General features: G+C 76.0%; 18 protein-coding genes and 1 riboswitch. Of the genes, 12 read left to right on the top strand and 6 right to left on the bottom strand.

Annotated elements, in window-relative coordinates:
- Positions 1–6: 6 nt before the first annotated feature.
- Positions 7–570: a 50S ribosomal protein L17 gene (gene rplQ / locus LQ51_RS17695; protein ID WP_046567176.1), complete on the top strand. Its 564-nt coding sequence runs from the start codon at positions 7–9 to the stop codon at positions 568–570.
- Positions 571–646: 76 nt separating this feature from the next.
- Entirely contained in the window at positions 647–1,480 is an 834-nt protein-coding gene (gene truA, locus LQ51_RS17690) for a tRNA pseudouridine(38-40) synthase TruA (RefSeq protein WP_046567175.1), read from the top strand.
- Positions 1,481–1,557: 77 nt separating this feature from the next.
- Here the strand turns inward: truA and LQ51_RS17685 are convergent, their stop codons facing one another.
- Positions 1,558–2,436 carry a hypothetical protein gene (locus LQ51_RS17685; protein ID WP_231605788.1) on the bottom strand — a complete coding sequence of 293 codons (879 nt, stop codon included), beginning with the start codon at positions 2,434–2,436 and terminating at the stop codon, positions 1,558–1,560.
- 442 nt (positions 2,437–2,878) lie between these two features.
- Here LQ51_RS17685 and LQ51_RS17680 point away from each other — a divergent pair, with 442 nt between their 5' ends.
- The 3 genes from LQ51_RS17680 (at position 2,879) to LQ51_RS17670 (ending at position 6,248) form a co-directional block, all read left to right on the top strand.
- Positions 2,879–3,484, top strand: a complete 606-nt coding sequence (locus LQ51_RS17680; protein WP_046567173.1) for a class I SAM-dependent methyltransferase — start codon at positions 2,879–2,881, stop codon at positions 3,482–3,484.
- A 41-nt stretch (positions 3,485–3,525) separates the two neighbouring features.
- Positions 3,526–5,202, top strand: coding sequence for an ABC-F family ATP-binding cassette domain-containing protein (locus tag LQ51_RS17675; protein ID WP_046567172.1), 1,677 nt, complete (start codon positions 3,526–3,528; stop codon positions 5,200–5,202).
- 83 nt (positions 5,203–5,285) lie between these two features.
- Positions 5,286–6,248 (top strand): aldo/keto reductase, encoded by a 963-nt coding sequence (locus tag LQ51_RS17670; protein ID WP_197087815.1) that lies wholly within the window; start codon positions 5,286–5,288, stop codon positions 6,246–6,248.
- A gap of 461 nt (positions 6,249–6,709) precedes the next feature.
- Here the strand turns inward: LQ51_RS17670 and LQ51_RS17665 are convergent, their stop codons facing one another.
- Complete coding sequence (locus tag LQ51_RS17665) at positions 6,710–7,624, bottom strand: DUF559 domain-containing protein (RefSeq protein ID WP_046567167.1); 915 nt, start codon at positions 7,622–7,624, stop codon at positions 6,710–6,712.
- Positions 7,625–7,744: 120 nt separating this feature from the next.
- Positions 7,745–7,855, top strand: a riboswitch (TPP riboswitch).
- Between LQ51_RS17665 and thiE the strand changes: the two genes are divergently transcribed.
- The 7 genes from thiE to thiC all read left to right on the top strand — a co-directional run bounded on the left by thiE (position 7,850) and on the right by thiC (position 13,744).
- Positions 7,850–8,476 (top strand): thiamine phosphate synthase, encoded by a 627-nt coding sequence (gene thiE, locus LQ51_RS17660; RefSeq protein WP_046567165.1) that lies wholly within the window; start codon positions 7,850–7,852, stop codon positions 8,474–8,476. Its footprint overlaps the riboswitch before it by 6 nt.
- The gene (thiO, locus tag LQ51_RS17655) at positions 8,470–9,633 is read left to right on the top strand and encodes a glycine oxidase ThiO (RefSeq protein ID WP_046567164.1); all 1,164 of its coding nucleotides are present in this window, start codon (positions 8,470–8,472) and stop codon (positions 9,631–9,633) included. Before thiE ends, thiO begins: the two co-directional genes overlap by 7 nt.
- On the top strand, positions 9,624–9,824 hold the full coding sequence (gene thiS / locus LQ51_RS17650; protein WP_046567162.1) for a sulfur carrier protein ThiS: 201 nt from the start codon (positions 9,624–9,626) through the stop codon (positions 9,822–9,824). Before thiO ends, thiS begins: the two co-directional genes overlap by 10 nt.
- Entirely contained in the window at positions 9,821–10,600 is a 780-nt protein-coding gene (locus LQ51_RS17645; protein ID WP_046567160.1) for a thiazole synthase, read from the top strand. The genes thiS and LQ51_RS17645 overlap by 4 nt, the downstream gene beginning before the upstream one ends.
- A gap of 125 nt (positions 10,601–10,725) precedes the next feature.
- A complete protein-coding gene (locus tag LQ51_RS17640) occupies positions 10,726–11,349 on the top strand; it encodes a thiamine phosphate synthase (protein ID WP_082159507.1) in 624 nt (207 codons plus the stop codon).
- Positions 11,346–12,134 (top strand): bifunctional hydroxymethylpyrimidine kinase/phosphomethylpyrimidine kinase, encoded by a 789-nt coding sequence (gene thiD / locus LQ51_RS17635; RefSeq protein WP_046567157.1) that lies wholly within the window; start codon positions 11,346–11,348, stop codon positions 12,132–12,134. Before LQ51_RS17640 ends, thiD begins: the two co-directional genes overlap by 4 nt.
- Positions 12,135–12,151: 17 nt before the next feature.
- Positions 12,152–13,744, top strand: a complete 1,593-nt coding sequence (gene thiC / locus LQ51_RS17630) for a phosphomethylpyrimidine synthase ThiC (RefSeq protein WP_082159502.1) — start codon at positions 12,152–12,154, stop codon at positions 13,742–13,744.
- Positions 13,745–13,918: 174 nt separating this feature from the next.
- Here the strand turns inward: thiC and LQ51_RS17625 are convergent, their stop codons facing one another.
- From LQ51_RS17625 to LQ51_RS17610, 4 genes are all read right to left on the bottom strand, one after another.
- Positions 13,919–16,885, bottom strand: a complete 2,967-nt coding sequence (locus LQ51_RS17625) for a hypothetical protein (RefSeq protein ID WP_046567154.1) — start codon at positions 16,883–16,885, stop codon at positions 13,919–13,921.
- 72 nt (positions 16,886–16,957) lie between these two features.
- A complete protein-coding gene (locus tag LQ51_RS17620; protein ID WP_046567152.1) occupies positions 16,958–17,254 on the bottom strand; it encodes a cupin domain-containing protein in 297 nt (98 codons plus the stop codon).
- The gene (locus LQ51_RS17615; protein WP_046567150.1) at positions 17,251–18,201 is read right to left on the bottom strand and encodes an LLM class F420-dependent oxidoreductase; all 951 of its coding nucleotides are present in this window, start codon (positions 18,199–18,201) and stop codon (positions 17,251–17,253) included. The genes LQ51_RS17620 and LQ51_RS17615 overlap by 4 nt, the downstream gene beginning before the upstream one ends.
- A 2-nt stretch (positions 18,202–18,203) precedes the next feature.
- Positions 18,204–19,043: an ABC transporter ATP-binding protein gene (locus LQ51_RS17610; protein ID WP_046567148.1), complete on the bottom strand. Its 840-nt coding sequence runs from the start codon at positions 19,041–19,043 to the stop codon at positions 18,204–18,206.
- Between the last annotated feature and the right edge of the window lie 118 nt (positions 19,044–19,161).

The following is a 19,161-nucleotide window of genomic DNA, read 5'->3' as shown; positions in this document are numbered from 1 at the left end:
CCAAGCATGCCCACGCCCACCAAGGGCCCCCGCCTCGGCGGCAGCCCCGCGCACGAGCGGCTGATGCTGGCCAACCTGGCCACCGCGCTGTTCCAGCACGGCAAGATCCAGACCACCGAGACGAAGGCCCGGCGGCTGCGTCCGCTGGCCGAGCAGCTCATCACCAAGGCCAAGCGCGGCGACCTCGCCTCGCGCCGCCGGGTGCTGGGCGTCGTCAAGGACAAGGACGTGGTCTACGCCCTGTTCGACCAGATCGCGCCCCGGTACGCCAACCGCAACGGTGGCTACACCCGGATCGTGAAGACCGGTCCGCGCAAGGGTGACGCCGCTCCGATGGCGATCATCGAGCTGGTGGAGGAGCTTCAGGTCGCCGAGCCGAAGGCGAACAAGAAGACCGCCGCCCGCAAGGCCGCGCAGCAGGACAAGGTCGAGGCCCTGGCCCCGGCCGAGGAGACCCCGCGGTCCAGCGAGGTCGCCGACCAGGACGCCGAGGCTCCGGTCTCGGCCTCCGGTGACACCGCCGCGGCCCGCGAGGACAGCGACGAGGCCACCGAGAACGACAAGGCCTGATCGCACCGGCAGCATCGTCGGGCCCGGCATCCCCGCGTGGGGTGCCGGGCCTGACGCCGTCAACGGGAGGTACGAGGTGGACGAGCGGACCCGGCTCCGGCTGGACGTCTCCTACGACGGCACCGACTTCTCCGGCTGGGCGCCCCAACCCACCCGGCGCACGGTCGCCGGGGTGCTGACGGAGACCCTGGACCTGGTCCTCGGCGCCGGCACCGCCACCGGACTGACCGTGGCCGGCCGGACCGACGCGGGCGTGCACGCCACCGGGCAGGTCTGCCACCTCGACCTGCCCACCGAGGTGTGGCGGCAGCACGACGGGCGGCTGCTGCGGCGGCTGGCCCGGCTGCTCCCGCCCGACGTGCGGGTACGCGCCATGACCGAGGTGCCGGCCGACTTCGACGCCCGCTTCTCGGCGACCTTCCGTCGCTACGAGTACCGGGTGACCGACGCCCCGTGGGGCGCCGAGCCGCTGCGCCGTACCGACACCCTCGCCTGGCCGAAGCCGCTCGACCTGGCGGCGCTGAACGCCGCCGCGGCCGGCCTGGTGGGGGAGCACGACTTCGCCGCGTACTGCCGGCGCAAGGAGAACGCCACCACGCTGCGCGAGGTGACCCGGCTGGACTGGCGGCGCGACCCGGACGGCATCCTGGTCGCCACCGTGCAGGCCGACGCGTTCTGCCAGAACATGGTGCGCAGCCTGGTCGGCGCCATGCTGGTGGCCGGGGACGGCCGCCGGCCGGTCGAATGGCCGGCAGGCCTGCTGCGCCGCCGGGAGCGGTCCAGCGAGGTGACCGTGGCGCCCGCGCACGGGCTGGCCCTGGTGGCGGTCGGCTACCCCGACGACCCGGCCGAGTACGCCCGCCGCGCCGACCTCACCCGCCGGCTCCGCGTGCCCGTCGCCGAAGGCTGACCCGCCTCGGCGAGCGACGGACGCCGGACGGCCCGCCGCCCCGGGACGGGAAACGGCGGGCCGTCGGCTGGGTCGGGTCAGTTGTCCGAGGAGTTCCGGTTGCCGGTGCCGTCCTGACCGGCGGGACCGTCCGAGGTGGTGTCGGTGGGCTGGTTGGCCACCCCGCCGTTGGCCCGGCGTTCCAGCACGCCCCGGTTCAGGTAGACCTCGATCATGTCGTACAGGATCTCGCGGGTCCGGCTGTCGGTGGCCGCGATCTTCTTCCCGTCGGCCCGGGTGACCAGGCAGTACGCGATGTAGTGGCCGCGTACCTGCCAGCCGATGCGGGCGGCGGCCTTCGCCACGGCCTCGGTGTCCTCGTTGGCGGCCATGCCCCGGAACCGGCCCTGCCGTTCGTCGAGCAGCTGGCGGATCCGGTCCCGGGCGCGCTGCGCGCTGGCCACGTCGGTGAGGTTGAACAGCCCGGCGGTGAGCAGGTGGTCGCCGTCGGGGGAGCGCAGGGTCGCCCGGACCACCTGGTTGCAGCCGAGCCAGGTGAGCAGGTCGGCGATCTCCCCGGTCACCGCGACGCCACAGCTGCCGCTGGAGTGGGTCTTGAGCACCGGGTACGCGGGCTGACCGTCGGCGACCACCAGCCTCTTGCCGGGGAAGACCTCCTTGACGGTGAGCGCCAGCTGGTCGGTATCCCGGGAGTCCAGGTCCGTCCCGTCGGCCGCGGCGGACTGCTCCACCACGGGCTGCCCGGTGGGCGTGCCGGCCTGCGGCGTGCCGGTGCGATCGTCGAGCAGGGCGGCCACGGCCAACCCGCCGAGGGCGAGCAGCATCAGGACGGCGGCGCCGCCGATCAGGGCCTGCCAGGCGCGCCCCCCACCGCGCCTGCGCTCCGCCCGGCTGGGACGGGACAGGTCCAGCGGTTCGGTCGTCCGGAAGACGGCGGCCGGCGCGGGGCCTGGCACGGCGGCCGGCGGTGCGGTGGCCCGGGGGACGTCCGGATCGAACCGGCCCGGCACGGGGGCCGGCGGGGGAGCCGGAACCGGTGGCGGGGCCGGGGCGGGCAGCGGAGCCGGGGCCGGGGCTGGGGCTGGGGCGGGCGCCGGGGCGGTGTCGGCGGGCGGTCGGGCGACCCGGGCCGGCGGCAGTGACGGGGTGGGGAAGCGGGACGGCGAGGGGCCCGCCGGCGGCGGTGGCGCGGCGCCCGGCGCGGACGGGTCCGGCCCGGACCCCGGGTACTCCAGGAAGGCGTCCTCATCGGACTCGTACCGATACACCATGTGAGACACAGTAGGGGTCGATTGTCCCTTTCGAGGGTAATATCGGGAAATCCGGGCGGAGTGGCGTCCGACCCGGTCCCGCACACCGTCTCCGACGCCCACCCGTCCCGGTGCGACAATGCCCCGCGTGACCGGCGACCACTACTTCACCGCGCAGCCCACGAGCGCCGCCCAGCCGCGCGAGGTCGAGTTCTCCGTGGCGGGGCGGGACTACACCCTCGCCTCCGCCAGCGGGGTCTTCTCCGCCGCCCGGCTCGACCCCGGCACCGCCGTCCTGCTGCGCAAGGCCCCGCTGCCGGCGCCCGACGTCACCGGTCCGCTGCTCGACATCGGCTCCGGCTTCGGCCCCATCACCTGCGTCCTGGCCGCCAGCGCGCCGGCCGCCACCGTCTGGGCGGTCGACGTCAACGAGCGGGCCCGGCAACTCACCGCCGCGAACGCCGCCCGGGTGGGCGCGGCCGGACGGGTCCGGGCGGTCGCGCCGGACGACGTACCGGCCGAGGTCACCTTCACCCAGATCTGGTCCAACCCGCCCATCCACGTCGGCAAGTCCGAACTGCACGACCTGCTCCGGCACTGGCTGCCCCGGCTCGCCCCGGACGGGGTGGCGTGGCTGGTCGTCGCGAAGCACCTCGGCGGCGACTCGCTGCAGCGCTGGCTGACCGACCAGGGCTGGCAGGTGACCCGGCACGCCAGCCAGAAGGGCTTCCGGGTGCTGCGGGTCACCCGGTAAACGAGTGTCGCCCGCCCCCGCCCCTCGGGCAGGATGCCGACGTGGGATACGTGGACGTGGCAGGGGTCGGGCACACCCTCCCGGACGGCCGGGAGCTCTTCGCCGAGGTGTCGTTCCGGGTCGGTGAGGGCGCCAAGGTGGCCCTCGTCGGACCCAACGGCGCCGGCAAGACCACCCTGCTGCGGATGGTCGCCGGCGACCTGCCGGTGCGTACCGGCGCCATCGCCCGCTCCGGCGGGCTCGGCGTGATGCGCCAGTTCATCGGCATGATCGGGGACGAGTCGACCCTCGCCGACCTGGCGCTCTCGCTCGCCCCGCCGGCGCTGCGCGACGCCGGCCGCCGGCTCGCCGAGACCGAGGCGGCCATGCGCGCGGCCGAGGTCCGCGGCAAGTACAGCAGCGCCGCCGGCAAGGCCCAGCTCGCGTACGCGGACGCCCTCGCGGCCTGGGGCGAAGCCGGCGGGTACGACGCCGAGGTGCTCTTCGACACGGTGGCCACCATCGTGCTCGACCTGCCCTGGGACGCCGCCCGGGACCGACCCGTGCGGACCCTCTCCGGCGGCCAGCAGAAACGGTTCGCGCTGGAACTGCTGCTCCGTGGCCCCGAGGAGGTGCTGCTGCTCGACGAGCCGGACAACTTCCTCGACGTACCCGGCAAGCGCTGGCTGGAGGGCCGGCTGCGCGAGTCCGGCAAGTCCGTGCTCTACGTCTCGCACGACCGCGAGCTGCTGGCACAGACCGCCGACCGGGTCGTCGCCGTCGAGGGCGGCAGCGCCTGGGTGCACCCGGGCGGCTTCGCGAGCTGGCACTCCGCGCGGGTGGCCCGACACGCCCGACTCGACGAGCTGCGCCGCCGCTGGGACGAGGAGCACCAGAAGTTGCGCGAGCTGATGCTCATGTACAAGCAGAAGGCCGCGTACAACGACGCCATGGCCTCCCGTTACCAGGCCGCGCAGACCCGGCTGCGCAAGTTCGAGGAGGCCGGGCCGCCGCCCGTACCCCCGAAGGACCAGGACATCCGGATGCGGCTGAGCGGCGGGCGGACCGGAAAGCGCGCGGTCATCGCCGAGCAGCTCGAACTCGACGGCCTGACCTACCCCTTCGACCTGGAACTCTGGTACGGCGACCGGGTGGCGGTGCTCGGTGCCAACGGGACCGGGAAGTCGCACTTCCTGCGGCTGCTGGCCCGCGGCGGCACCGACCCCGACCCGGCCAGCGTCCCGGCGGAGGGCGCGAAGCTGGCACCCGTCACCCACGACGGGGTGGTCCGCCTGGGCGCCCGGGTCCGGCCCGGCCACTTCTCCCAGACCCACGACCGGCCCGAGCTGATGGCCAGGACACTGGTCGACATCCTGTGGCGGGGCGACGAACACCGGGCCGGGATGGACCGGCACGCGGCCATGGCGGCGCTGTCCCGGTACGAGCTGGCCGGGCAGGGCGACCAGCGCTTCGGCACGCTCTCCGGCGGGCAGCAGGCGCGCTTCCTGGTGCTGCTGCTGGAGCTGTCCGGGGCGACCCTGCTGCTGCTCGACGAGCCGACCGACAACCTCGACCTGGCCTCCGCCGAGGCGCTCGAAGCCGGGCTCGCGGCCTTCGACGGGACGGTGATCGCGGTGACCCACGACCGCTGGTTCACCCGCTCGTTCGACCGGTTCGTGCTGTTCCGCGGCGACGGAGAGGTGGTGGAGACACCCGAGCCGGTCTGGGACGTCCGCTGACCGACGACGCGCTCGTCGACCGGTTCCGCGCCGGCCGGCTGGCGTGCCGGCTCCAGCGGTGACCCGCTGGCCGGCGGCATAGGGTGGATCTCGTGACTGAGATGACCTATCGCCGGTTGGGCGACTCCGGGCTCGTGGTGTCCGTGGTCGGCATCGGCTGCAACAACTTCGGCCGCAAGCTCGACCGCGACGGCACCCGCGCGGTGGTCGACGCCGCGCTCGACGCCGGGATCAACTTCTTCGACACCGCCGACATCTACGGCGAGCCGCAGGGCGGCTCCGAGGAACTGCTGGGCGAGGCGCTGAAGGGGCGCCGCGACGACGTGGTGGTCGCCACCAAGTTCGGCATGGCCATGCACGGCCTCAACGGCCCCGACCACGGCGCCCGGGGCGCCCGCCGGTACATCGCCCGCGCGGTCGAGGCGTCGCTGCGCCGGCTCGGCACCGACCACATCGACCTCTACCAGATGCACGAGCCGGACCCCGGCACCCCGATCGACGAGACCCTCGCCGCCCTGGACGACCTGGTCCGCGCCGGCAAGGTGCGCTACCTCGGCAACTCCAACTTCGCCGGCTGGCAGATCGCCGACGCCGACTGGACCGCGTCGTCGCAGGGCCGAACCCGCTTCATCTCCGCGCAGAACCACTACTCGCTGCTGGAACGGAGCGTGGAGGCCGAGGTCATCCCGGCCTGCGAGCGGTTCGGCCTGGGCATGCTGCCGTTCTTCCCGCTCGCCAACGGGCTGCTCACCGGCAAGTACAAGCGGAACGAGACGCCCCCGGCCGGCAGCCGGCTCGCCGGTGGCGGCCGATACGCCGAGCGGCTCGCCGCAGCCGACTGGGACACCATCGAGGCGATCGAGGCGTACGCGGCCGAGCGCGGGCTCAGTGTGCTCCAGGTGGCCATCGGCGGGTTGGCCGCCCGGCCGGCGGTCACCTCGGTGATCGCCGGAGCCACCACCCCTGAGCAGGTACGCGCCAACGCCGAGGCGGGCACCTGGCAGCCCACCGACGACGACCTGGACGCCCTCGACGCGATCCTCTGACCGGGCTCAGCGCTGCCCCGGTGCCGTCTCCGGCACCGGGGCGGCCTGCTTTCCGCCCCCGGCCACCGGGCCACGCTGACCGGGCCGTCGCGCCCTGCGTGCCGGTCGCTCCTGCGCGGCCCGACTGCCGGCGGATAGGGCGGGTCACTGGCGTTGCGGACCGGGTCGATGGCTCTGCGGGTGGGGTGCCGGGCCGCAGCGGGCCGGGCACGCCGCGAGTTTCGGCCTCGGTGGAACACCATGGAGGTCAAAAGCGCCCTTTGACCTCCATGGCGTTCCACCGGCGACGTCCGGGCCCCGCTGGGCGGGGGCATGGCGTTCGATGTCCACAGTGATCAATCGAGCGGCGGTCGCCGGCCGGGTCGGCGCCATCGCCGAGCGGTCGCGGCTACGCACAGCCCGGCACGGCGACGACGCTGTACCGGTCAGCGAGGGCGCGCGACGAGCCGGGCTGCCCGGGGTCAGTGGCGGCGCGGGGCGGCAGCGCGTTCGGCTAGGGCCTGGCGGACCAGGGCGACGGTGGCGCGCGGGTGGCGGAGCACGTCGTCGGCGGTGAAGCGGAGGACCAGCCAACCGGCCGCCCGGAGCGCGTTGAGCCGGGCGACGTCCTGGCGGAAGTGGGTACGTTCCCGGTGGTGGTCTCCGTCGTACTCGACCGCGACGCGGCGGGCCGGCCAGGCGAGGTCCACCCGTCCGACGAAGCGACCTCGGGCGTCGAGCACGTCGTGCTGGGCGACGAGCGGCCCGAGCCCGGCGTCGAGCAGCAGCAGTCGGAGCCGGGTCTCCATCGGTGATTCGCTCAGCGGCTCCGCAAGCGCCAGCACCTCGCGGAGCAGCCTGGTGCCCGGCCAGCCGGACCGCGCCGCGGCGTACGCCCGCAGGTCGGTCAGTTTGACCACCCGCCGGTTCAGCAGTGCGTCGACGGCGACCAGGGCGTCCGTGCGCGCCGGTTGCCGGCCGAGGTCGAAGGCGGTGCGCAGGGCCGTGGTGACCGGTAGCCCGGCGAACCGGGTCCGGTCGGTGTCCGGCAGCACCGAGCGGACGATGCGTACCCGGGGATGCGGGCGCATCCGGGCCGTCCGAGGCAGCAGTACGGTGACCGGGGCGGTCAGGTCGAGCAGGTCGGCGCCCCACAGGTACGCGGCGCTGCGCCCGGCGACGGCGGCGCCGGGCGGCAGGCGCAGGGCGACGGCCTCGCACCACATCCGATGGTCGTCCGCGCGGTAGCCGTCGCGGTGCACGTAGACGTCGGGCAGCAGCCGCCGCCAGGCGGGTCCGCGCATCATTGCCCAGGTCAACTGGCCTTCGGCGACGGCGGAACTGCCACGGAACGGCAGGAACGACAACCGGCGCGGAACGCGGGCAGGCGAGGACATCCGGACAGCATGGCGTGATCGGAAGATCACTCGCCGTCCCGGTCATCCACTCGCGACGGTGGATGGGAAAAGTGTCACCCGCCCTTGGCGGATCGGGGGGAACGTCGTACGGTAGGCCGCAAGTGACCCACGGGAGCCCGGTGCGGACCGGGCTGAGAGGGGGGCTGGTAGCCCCCGACCGTCGAACCTGATCCGGGTAATGCCGGCGCAGGGAGGAGTGTTGCCGTGCCGTCCCTGGGGCGACTGCATCTGATCACCGACACCCGGCCCGGTCGGGACCCGCTCGGCGTGCTGCGGGCCGCGCTGCCGGTGGCCGGCGCCGAACTGGTGGTCCAGGTCCGGGTGGCCGACGACGCCACCGACCGGGAGACGTACGAGCTGGCCCGGCGGGTGGCCGGGCTGTGCCGGCCGTACGGGGCGACCTGCCTGGTCAACGACCGGCTGCACGTGGCGCTGGCGGTGGCCGCCGACGGCGGGCACGTGGGCGCGGACGACCTGCCGGTGCCCGCCGCCCGCCGGGTGCTCGGTGCCGCCGCCGTGCTCGGCGCGACGGCCCGGGAACCGGTCACCGCCGCCGCGGCGGTCGCCGCCGGGGCCAGCTACCTCGGCGTGGGGCCGTGCTACGCCACCACGACCAAGTCCGGGCTGCCCGACCCGATCGGCCCCGCGGGAATCCGGGCGGTCGCCGGGGCCGTGGGCGTGCCGGTGATCGCGATCGGCGGGGTGACCGCCGCGTCGGTGCCGGCGCTGCGGGCCGCCGGGGCGTACGGGGTGGCGGTGGTCGGGGCGCTGTCGGCCGCGGCGGATCCCGCCGGTGCGACGGCCGAGCTGCTCCGGGCGCTGACGTGCTGAGCGGGGGCGCGGTCGCCACCGGTGCCGGCCGGGGCACCGTCGCGACCGACGTGGCGGTGGTCGGGGCCGGGCCGGTGGGGCTGGCGATCGCCTGGCGGTGCGCGCAGCGCGGGCTGCGGGTGAGCGTGCACGACGCGGCGCCGGGCTCCGGCGCGTCGCGGGTAGCGGCCGGGATGCTGGCGCCGGTCGCCGAGGCGTACTTCGGGGAGCGGGAGCTGACCGAACTGCTCACCGAGTCCGCCGCCCGCTGGCCCGGCTTCGCCGCCGAGCTGGCCGGGGCCGCCGGCGCCGACCTCGGGTACCGCACCGACGGCACCCTGGTGGTCGGGCTCACCGCGGACGACCTGGCCGAGGCGCGCCGGCTCTGGTCGTACCAGCAGGGCCTGGGACTGCCGATCACGCCGCTGCGCCCCTCGTCGCTGCGGGACCGCGAGCCGGCGCTGGCGCCCCGGGTGCGCGGCGGGGCGCTCGCGCCCGGCGACCACCAGGTCGACCCGCGCCGGCTGGTCGCCGCGCTGCGGACGGCGGCCGAGCGGGCCGGCGCGGTGCTGCGACCCGCGGCGGTCGGCGCGCTGTCCGAGCTGGCTGCCCGGGTGGTCGTGGTGGCGGCCGGCTGCGGCGCGGCGGCGCTCACCGGCCTTCCGGTCCGGCCGGTGAAGGGGCAGGTGCTCCGGCTCCGCGCGCCCGGCGGCGGCCCGCCCGGCTTTCGGCACGTGATCCGCGGGTACGCCGACGGCGAGCCGGTCTACCTGGTGCCCCGGGACAGCGGCGAGGTGGTGGTCGGGGCGACCGTCGAGGAGCGCGCCGACCCGATGGTGACCGCGGGGGCGGTGCTGCGGCTGCTCCGCGCCGCCGTCGACCTGGTCCCCGAACTGGCCGAGTACGAGCTGGTGGAGGCGGCGGCCGGGTGGCGGCCCGGCACCCCGGACAACGCGCCGATCATCGGGGCGCTGCCCGGCCGCCCCGGTGTGCTCGTCGCCACCGGGCACCACCGGCACGGCATCGTGCTCACCCCGGTAACCGCCGACCTGGTCGCCGACCTGGTTGTCACCGGTGTGCCGGATCCGCTGCTCGCGCCCTTCGACGCGGCCCGGTTCGCCGGCCGGCCCGGACCGGTCCGGGCCCCATCCGACACCGAGGAGGAGACGTGCGACTGATCGTCAACGGCGCGGGGCGGGACCTGCCGGGCGGCGTCACCGTCGCCGAGCTGGTCCGCGCGGTCACCACCCAGGAACGCGGCCTCGCGGTCGCGGTCAACGGCGAGGTGGTGCCGCGCGGCGGCTGGCCGGCCACGGTGCTGCACGACGGTGACCGGGTCGAGGTGCTCAGCGCCGCGCAGGGCGGGTGAGCGGCATGCCCCTGGAGATCGGCGGGGTCACCTTCGGCTCCCGGCTCGTCCTCGGCACCGGCGGCGCGGCCAACCTGCACGTGCTGGAACAGGCGATCCGGGCCTCCGGCACGGAACTGGTCACGCTGGCGCTGCGCCGGGTCGACACCGCGCCGGGCAGCGCCGGTGGCCTGCTCGACCTGCTGGAGCGGTGCGGGGTACGGCTGCTGCCGAACACCGCGGGCTGTCACACCGCGACCGAGGCGGTGAAGGTGGCCCGGCTGGCCCGCGACGCGTTCGCGACCGACTGGGTGAAACTCGAGGTCATCGGGGACGAGCGCACGCTCCTCCCGGACGGGGTGGAGCTGCTGCGCGCCGCCGAGGAGCTGGTGGCGGACGGGTTCACCGTGCTGCCGTACACGTCGGACGATCCCGTCCTGGCGCGGCGGCTGGCCGACGTGGGCTGCGCCGCCGTGATGCCGGCGGGGTCGCCGATCGGCTCCGGGCTGGGGGTGAGCAACCCGCACCACATCCGGCTCATCCGGCAGAGCGTGGACGTGCCGGTGGTGCTCGACGCGGGCATCGGCACCGCCTCCGACGCGGCGCTCGCCATGGAGCTGGGCTGCGACGCGGTGCTGCTGGCCAGCGCGGTGACCCGGGCCGCCGACCCGGTGGCCATGGCCACCGCAATGCGGTACGCGGTCGAGGCCGGGCGGCTCGCGTACGGGGCGGGCCGGATCGCCCGCCGCTTCCACGCGCTCGCGTCCACCCCCGACGACGGCCGGCCCGACCTGTGAGCCCGCAGGCCCCGCCCGCCGCCCCGGCCCGCCCCGCCGTCGAGGTCACGCCCACCGGACACCGCCGGACGGGTGGGCGCCGGGCCGTCGAGGAGCCGGAGCCCGCCGGGACGCCGGGCCGGGCCGTGCCGTCGGGCGTGGTGCTGCTGACCGACCGGCGGGTGGCGCGGCGACCGCTGGTCGAGGTCGTCGAGGCGGCCGTGGGCGGGGGAGTGCGGTGGGTGGTGCTGCGGGAGAAGGACCTGCCGCCCGCCGCGCGCCGCGCGCTCGCCGTCGAGCTGCGCGCGGTCCTCGCCGAGGTGGACGGCACGCTGATCGTCGCCGGCCCGGACCCGCTCGGTGGGGGCGCCGTGCACCTGCCCGCCGCCGGCCCGTACCCGCCGCCGGCCGCGGGACTGGTCGGGCGGTCCTGCCACGACGCCGGCGAGCTGGCTCGGCTCAGCACGGAGGACTACGTCACGCTGTCGCCGGTCTTCCCGACCAGCACCAAACCCGGCTACGGACCACCGCTGCACCCGGACGGGCTGCGCGAGCTGACCGGGTGCAGCCCGGTACCCGTCCTCGCCCTCGGCGGCATCGAGCATCCGGAGCAGGTGCGGGCCTGCGTCGCGGCCGGCGCCACCGGAGTCGCCGTACTCGGCGCCGTCATGCGCGCCGGCGACCCCGGCGAGGTCGCCGCCGCCCTCACCGCCGCGGCCCACCGGTCGACCGGGCGAACCCCCACCGCCACCACCGAGGGAGCACCATGACCCCGAGGACCACCCTCACCATCGCCGGATCAGACTCCGGCGGCGGCGCCGGCATCCAGGCGGACCTCAAGACGTTCGCGGCGCTCGGGGCGTACGGGACGAGCGTGCTCACGGCGGTCACCGCGCAGAACACCCGGGGCGTGGACGCCGTCCTGCCGCTGCCCCCGCAGACCGTGCGCGACCAGCTCGACAGCGTGCTCGGCGACTTCGCCGTGCGGGCGGTGAAGACCGGCATGCTCGGCAGCCCGGCGGTCGCCGGCGCGGTGGCCGACGCGGCGCGGGCCGGGCGGCTGCCCCGGCTGGTCGTCGACCCGGTGCTGGTCGCCACCAGCGGGCACCGGCTCGGCGTGGTGGAGGCGGTCGAGCGGCTGCTGCCGTACGCCGAGGTGGCGACGCCGAACCGCGCGGAGGCCGCGGCCCTCACCGGACGCCCGGTGAACACGGTCGAGGAGATGGTCGCGGCGGCCGAGGCGCTGGCGGCCGCGGGCCCGGCGCACGTGGTGGTGACCGGCGGCGACGTGGACGCCGGCGGCGAGTCGGTGGACGTGCTGGCCGGCGCGGGCCGGACCACGCTGCTGCGCGCGCCCCGGGTGGCGACCCGGCACAACCACGGCACCGGCTGCTCGTTCTCGGCGGCGATCGCGGTCCGGCTGGCGGCCGGCGATCCGGTGCCGGTCGCGGTCGCCGTCGCGAAGGAGTACGTGACCCGCGCGCTGACCGGCGCGCGCGACTGGGCGCTGGGCGCGGGACGCGGCCCGCTGGACCACTTCGGCTGGTCCGCATGAGCGACAGGGAGGCTGTCATGCAGGCACGACGCAAGGTCTACGTGGAGGGGTCCCGGCCGGACCTCCGGGTGCCGTTCGCCGAGGTGGAACTGGCCGGGGACAACCCGCCGGTACGCCTCTACGACACCTCGGGTCCGGGCTCGGACCCGGCGGTCGGGCTGCCGCCGCTGCGCGGGCCGTGGATCGCCGCCCGGGGCGACGTCGCCCCCGTGCGAGGTGCGGGCACCCCGCTGGGCGGCGTCGACGGGAAGCGCCCGACGCAACTCGGCTACGCCCGGGCCGGGATCGTCACCCCGGAGATGGAGTTCGTGGCGATCCGGGAGGGCGTGGCGCCGGAGTTCGTCCGGGACGAGATCGCCGCGGGGCGGGCGGTGCTGCCGCTCAACGTCAACCACCCGGAGTGCGAGCCGGCGATCATCGGGCGGGCGTTCCTGGTCAAGGTGAACGCCAACATCGGCACCTCGGCGGTCAGCTCGTCGGTCGCCGAGGAGGTCGAGAAGCTGACCTGGGCGACCCGGTGGGGCGCGGACACCGTGATGGACCTCTCCACCGGCAAGCGGATCCACGAGACCCGCGAGGCGATCGTGCGCAACTCGCCGGTGCCGATCGGCACGGTGCCGATCTACCAGGCGCTGGAGAAGGTCGGCGGCGACCCGGTGAAGCTGACCTGGGCGGTGTTCCGGGAGACCGTGATCGAGCAGGCCGAGCAGGGCGTGGACTACATGACCGTGCACGCCGGGGTGCTGCTGCCGTACGTGCCGCTGGCCGTGGACCGGGTCACCGGGATCGTGTCCCGGGGTGGATCGATCATGGCGGCCTGGTGCCTGGCGCACCACGAGGAGAACTTCCTCTACACCCACTTCGAGGAGCTGTGTTCGCTGCTCGCGACGTACGACGTGACGTTCTCCCTCGGCGACGGGCTGCGGCCGGGTTCCATCGCGGACGCCAACGACGAGGCGCAGTTCGCCGAGCTGCGCACGCTCGGTGAGCTGACGAAGGTCGCCTGGGCGCACGACGTACAGGTGATGATCGAAGGGCCGGGGCACGTGCCGATGCACAAGATCAAGGAGAACGTGGACCGCCAGCAGGAGTGGTGCCACGAGGCGCCGTTCTACACGCTCGGTCCCCTCACGACGGACATCGCCCCCGCGTACGACCACATCACCTCGGCCATCGGCGCCGCGATGATCGGCATGTTCGGCACCGCCATGCTCTGCTACGTCACCCCGAAGGAACACCTCGGGCTGCCGGACCGGGACGACGTGAAGGCGGGCGTGATCGCGTACAAGATCGCCGCGCACGCGGCCGACCTGGCCAAGGGGCACCCGGGGGCGCAGGCCTGGGACGACGCGCTCTCCAAGGCCCGGTTCGAGTTCCGCTGGGAGGACCAGTTCAACCTCTCGCTCGACCCGGAGACCGCCCGGTCGTACCACGACGCCACGCTGCCCGCCGAGCCGGCGAAGACCGCGCACTTCTGCTCGATGTGCGGGCCGAAGTTCTGCTCCATGAAGATCACCCAGGAGCTGAAGGAGTACGCGGCGCGCGGCATGCGGGACAAGTCCGAGGAGTTCGTCAACGCCGGCGGGCGGGTCTACCTGCCCCAGGCCTGACCGCTGCTACCCAGAACCGGGCGGTCGGACGGGCGGTCCGGCGGAACCGGGCGGTCGTGGGCCGGACGGTCCGGCGGGACCGGGCGGTCTTGGGCCGGACGGTCCGGTGGGGTTGGGCAGGTCGGGCGGGTCGGTGGGGCCGGGCCGTTGGTCGGCCCGGACCCACCCGGCGGGTCAGTCGCGGTGGTGCCGGCCGGTACGCAGGGAACGGGCGTCCTCGGCGTTGTCGTCGGAGGCGAGGCCGGCGACCCAGTCGACGAACTCCTCGTCCTGGGCCGGCAGCGGCTCCGACCCGCGGTCGGCCTCCACCGGCTCGGCCGCCTTGCCCCGGTTACGCCGGAACAGTCCCCGGCGGGACTTCGCCTTTCCGCCCGCCGTCTCCTCGCCCGACGTCTCCTCGACCGTCCCGGTCGGCTCAGCCGTCCCGGCGCCCTCGGCCGGCTCGGCCGGCCCGGGCTCCGGGCCGGCCGGCTGCGGATCGGCGTGCCGGCCACCGGGCCCCGCCGCCGGGGCGGGCCGGGCGTTGGCGAGGGCCTCCCAGTTGGACGCGCGCAGGTCCGGCAGCGCCCGGTGCCGGGGGCGTGGTGCGGACGCCGGGTCGGGCTCGGCGGCCGGGCCGGCCTCCGGAACGCCCACCGGGCCGGGGGTGGGGGTGCCGCGCGGGGTGGCCGACCAGCCCGGCGCGGGCCCGGGCGCGATCGGCCAGGCCGGCCGGACCTCGCCCGGTCGGTCCGGCGCATCCTCGAAGATCGGGAAGCGCGGCCGGGGCGACGCGGGCGGGCCCTCGCCGCCGGCCGGCTCGTCGAAGAAGAAGCGGCGACCGGGCCGCTCCACCTCCTCGCTGCCCGGACCGTCGCCGGCGACGGGTGTCCCGTGGTGGTCCGCCCGGCCGGCGGCGGGCGTGCGGTCGTCGTCCGGGCGGCCAGCGGCGGGTGTTCGGCCCAGGTCCGTGCGGCTGGCGGCCGGTGTCCGGTTGTGGTCCATGTGGGCGGCGGCTGTCCGGTCGTGGTCCGCCTGCCCGGTGGGCCGGGTCTGGTCGTGATCCGCGCGGCTGGCGGCGGGCGTGTCTTCGTGGTCCGCTCGGCCCGGCTCGGTGGCGGCGGCCGGGGGCGGGGCCGCCGGCCGGTCGGCTCCGGCGACGGGCGCGGCGGCGGACGGTCCGCCGGCGGCCGACGCCGGCTTGCGGCCCCGCCGGGCGCGCCCGCCGCGGGCGGGCTTCGTCGTGCCCTCCGCCGGGGCGGCCTCGTCGTCCACCGGCCGTCCCGCGGCGGTGCTGGTCGGCGCCGCGCTCACCACGGCGTCGCCCCGGCCGTCAGCCGCGGCGGCCGGCTCGGCGCGGCGGGCCGGACCGACGTCCCGCCGGGTCGGGTCCGGGTGCCGGGATGGCTCGTCGGCCGGCGCGGTCGGGGCCGCCGGGGTGCTCGGTCGCGTCCCCGCGGCCGGCTCCGGTCCGGCGGGCACCGGTCCGGCCGGCTCCGGTCCGGCGGGCACCGGTCCGGCCGGCTCCGGTCCGGCGGGCACCGGTCCGGCGGCATCCTCGGTCGGCGGTGCCGGGGCGAGGGACGACGCCGGGGCCCGACCGGGGGCGACCGGCTCCGGGCCGGGCTGCGCGGCCGGGCGGCCGGCGGCGAGCACGTCGATGGCGGAGGTCCGCCGGGCCGGCGGCGGCAGCCCGGCGCTGGGCAGGTTCCGGGCCAGGTCGTCGAGGTGGCGGTCGCCGGCGTCGCTCAGGGACCCGCCCCCGGGCGCCGACTCCGTGCTGCCCGGGGTAGCCGTGCCGGCCGGCGTAGCAGTGCCGGCCGGGGTGGCCATGCCGGCCGGGGTGGCCATGCCGGCCGGGGTGGCCGTGCCCGCCGGGGTGGCCGTGCCGGCCGGGATGGCCGTGCCGGCCGCGTCGCCCGAATCCGCGGCGGTCGCCTCGACCGTCGGGGTCGGGCCTGTCGGTTCCGTCGGGGTCGGCGGCCGGTCCGCTCCGGTGCCGTCCTGGAGGCCGGGAGCGGCTGGAACGACGGCGCGGTCGGTGACGGTCTGCCGGGGCAGGCTCCGGCCGGCGGGGGCGAGGCCGGACGACTCCGGCCAGTCCCAGTGCGCGGGAGTGGGCGAGCCGTCGGCCCGGCCGGCCCGACCCGGCTCGGCGGCCGTACCCCGGTGGGCGCCGGCACCCGGGTCGGCGCCGGCGGGAGCGGCGAGCGCTGAGCCGGCCGGTGCGGCGAGCGGCGGGCCGGCCGGTGCGGCCGGGAGAGGCTGGAGGATGTCGGTGGGCGCGATCGCGTCGCCGTCGGCGTCCGGCGCGGGCCGGCGCAGCACCGTGGCGGCGGTCGAGCCGAGCGCGCCGGCGGCGACCGCGAGGAGCGCGCCGTAGTAGGGGGCGAGCTGGTACCGGTCGGCGGCGTTGCCGGGCCCGGCCGTCAGGTAGGCGAAGGCCAGCAGGACCGGCCCGGCCGCCCCGGCCGCACCAGCGATCAGCGGCAGGTGGCCGTGCCGCCGGGCCAGCGCGCCGATCGCCGCCCCGGCCAGCAGGGACATCGCGGGCAGGACCAGCATGGCGAGGCGCTGCGCCGCCGCGGCGTCCAGCCAGGATGGTTCGAGGACCCCGAGGCGTACGGTGCGCAGCGGCTCGGTCGACGCGACCGTCGGCGCCGCGGAGATCAGCGCGAGCAGCCAGACGAGCCCGGCGGTCAGCGCGATGTTCCACCCGAACGGTGGCTTGAGCAGGACGGCGACGGCCGCGCCCGCCCCGATCAGCGCGCCGAGGATGGCGCAGATGCCGACCGCCCAGACCGGGTCGACGGTACCGTCGAGTTCGGCGGCGCGGGCCGGCTGCATGCAGAGCGGTGCGACCACGGTCGCGCCCAGCGCGGCGACGCCGGCGATGGCGAGCTGTTCGGCGGTGCCGCCGGCCGGGGAACCGTCCCGGCGGGCGAGGCGTTCGGTCACCACCGCGCCCGCCACCGCGGCGATCGCCGCGAACCAGCCGACCCAGGCGAGCTGGGCGGGCCACCGGTTGACCGTGCCGTCGGCGAACGCGCCGTCGAGGCGTACGACGCCGAAGCCGTACGCGATGCCGAGCTGGCCGGCTCCGGTCAGCATGCTCACGCCGAGCGCCGTGAGCAGCAGCCTGCCCCACGTCCGAAAGGCCATGTCGGGCACGTTACGGCCCGGTGCCCCCGATCGCCACCAAGGAGGCCACCTGGCGCGCTGGTGTCGGCGTCCTTACTTCAGCTCGACCAACCGGGCCAGGTAGGTGGTGTCGCCGACGTTGGTCAGCATGTGCACCGCGCCCGGGTCGCGGTAAACCACCCCGCCGGTCGGCTCATCGGCGTCGATCGTGCTGCCGTCGACCGTCTGCACCACGTTCCGCGCGCCCTGGACCGCCACCACCAGGTACGGATGGTCGTGCCGGTGCAGCGGTTGCCGCTCGCCCGGCTCGAGGCGGATGTGCCAGACCCGGACCCGGTCGTTCTCGTACACGATCTCCTGGCCCACCGGGCCGAGCTCGGTGCCGGTCACCGCGCTCCGTCCAGCTGGGGCAGGACCTCGGCGGCGATGAGCTCCAGGTGGTCGAGGTCGTCGAAGTCGATCAGGCGCAGGTGCACCCGGGTGGCGCCGATGCCGGCGAACTCGCCGAGCCGGTCGACGAGCTGGGCGGGGGAGCCGACCACCGGGTCCTCCGGCGGCAGGGCGCTCTTGACGTGCAGCGGTGCGGCCCGGCGCTGCGCCTCGGCGTCGGTACGCCCGATTGCCACCACCACCCCGGCGGAGAGCACCAGCGGCGGCCGGCCGCTGGCGGCCCGCCCGGTCCGCTCGCACGCCTCGCGGACCCGCTGGTAGGCGGCGGCCGTCTCGGCGACGGTCTTGAACGGCATGTTGAACTCGTCGGCGTACCGGGCGGCCAGGTCGGGGGTGCGGCGTGGCCCGCGCCCCCCGACGATCACCGGCGGGCCGGGGCGCTGCACCGGCTTCGGCAGCGCGGGCGCGTCCACGAGCTGGTAGTGCTCGCCCTTGAAGCTGTACGTCTCGCCGGTAGGGGTGCGCCAGAGCCCGGTGATGACCTCGAGCTGCTCGGCGAGGCGGTCGAACCGCTCGGCGACCCCGGGGAAGGGGATGCCGTACGCGGTGTGCTCCCGCTCGTACCAGCCGGCGCCGATGCCCAGCTCGACCCGGCCGCCGCTCATCTGGTCGACCTGCGCGACCATCACCGCGAGGGGCCCGGGCGGCCGGAAGGTGGCCGAGGTGACCAGGGTGCCGAGCCGGATCCGGGAGGTCTCCCGGGCCAGCGCGGCCAGGGTCAGCCAGGCGTCGGTGGGGCCGGGCAGCCCCGGCTCGTCGCCCATCGCCTGGTAGTGATCGGCCCGGAAGAAGCCGTCGAAGCCCGTCTCCTCCACCCGCCGGGCGAACCGGAGCTGGTCGTCGTAGCTGGCGCCCCGGTGCGGCTCGGTGAAGACCGTCACCCGCATGCTCACTGCCCTCCCGCGCCGGCGGTCGTCGGCGTCCCGGTCCCGTCGGCCGGCTCGACCGGGCCGGCCGGTGCGGGCCCGCTCGGCCCGTCCCGTTCCATCAGCAGTTCGTGCAGCTCGGCGCTGATCCGGGCCACCTCGGCCAGGTGCGCGTTGCGGCCCAGCGTGCGCGGCCGGGGCACCTTGACCTCGACCACCTCGCGGATCCGGCCGGGACGCGGGCTGAGCACGACGACGCGGTCGGCGAGCAGCACCGCCTCGTCGATCGAGTGGGTGACGAAGACGATGGTCGCCTTCGTCTCCATGTGCACCCGCTGGAGCTCGCCGGAGAGTTCCTCCCGGGTGAGCGCGTCGAGCGCCGAGAAGGGCTCGTCCATCAACATCACCCGGGGCTCACCGATCAGCGACCGGCAGAGTGAGACCCGCTGCTGCATGCCCCCGGACAGCTCGTGCGGCAGGCGCTTCTCGAACCCGCCCAGCCCGGTCATCTCCAGCAGTTGGCGGGCCCGGTCCCGGTGTCCGGCCCGGCGCCAGCCGAAGATCTCCACCGGCAGCAGGACGTTGTCCAGCACCGAGCGCCAGGGGAGCAGGGCGGGCCGCTGGAACAGCATCGCGATGTCCCGGCGGGGCCGGGTGATCGGCGTACCGGCCACGGTGATCTCGCCGGCGGTCACCGGCAGCAGGCCGGCGATCATGCGCAGCAGGGTGGACTTGCCGCACCCTGAGCGGCCGACCACGGCGACGAACTCACCCTCGGCGACGTCGAGGTCGATGTCGCGCAGCGCCTCCACCCGCCCCGAGCGGCCGTCGAAGGTGCGGGACACCCCGGACAGTCGGATCATCTCCCGCCGGCTCCCTTCCACGTCGCGAACGCGAGTCGGGCTAGCGTAGCGGGACGGGCTCCCTATAGCACCGTCCGGGGTGGACGTCAGTCCACTTTCCGTCAGGCAACTTCGTTTC

Source organism: Micromonospora sp. HK10, assembly GCF_000982955.1.
Lineage (GTDB): Bacteria > Actinomycetota > Actinomycetes > Mycobacteriales > Micromonosporaceae > Micromonospora.
Note: the sequence above shows the minus strand (reverse complement) of the source record. Positions and strands in the feature narration are given on the sequence as shown.

Excerpts from the sequence above, each read along its gene's own strand:
- LQ51_RS17665 (WP_046567167.1), bottom strand. The coding sequence starts at position 7,624 with ATGTCCTCGCCTGCCCGCGTTCCGCGCCGGTTGTCGTTCCTGCCGTTC.
- LQ51_RS17610 (WP_046567148.1), bottom strand. The coding sequence starts at position 19,043 with ATGATCCGACTGTCCGGGGTGTCCCGCACCTTCGACGGCCGCTCGGGG.
- thiC (WP_082159502.1), top strand. The coding sequence starts at position 12,152 with ATGCAGGCACGACGCAAGGTCTACGTGGAGGGGTCCCGGCCGGACCTC.
- LQ51_RS17615 (WP_046567150.1), bottom strand. The coding sequence starts at position 18,201 with ATGCGGGTGACGGTCTTCACCGAGCCGCACCGGGGCGCCAGCTACGAC.
- rplQ (WP_046567176.1), top strand. The coding sequence starts at position 7 with ATGCCCACGCCCACCAAGGGCCCCCGCCTCGGCGGCAGCCCCGCGCAC.
- thiD (WP_046567157.1), top strand. The coding sequence starts at position 11,346 with ATGACCCCGAGGACCACCCTCACCATCGCCGGATCAGACTCCGGCGGC.
- LQ51_RS17625 (WP_046567154.1), bottom strand. The coding sequence starts at position 16,885 with ATGGCCTTTCGGACGTGGGGCAGGCTGCTGCTCACGGCGCTCGGCGTG.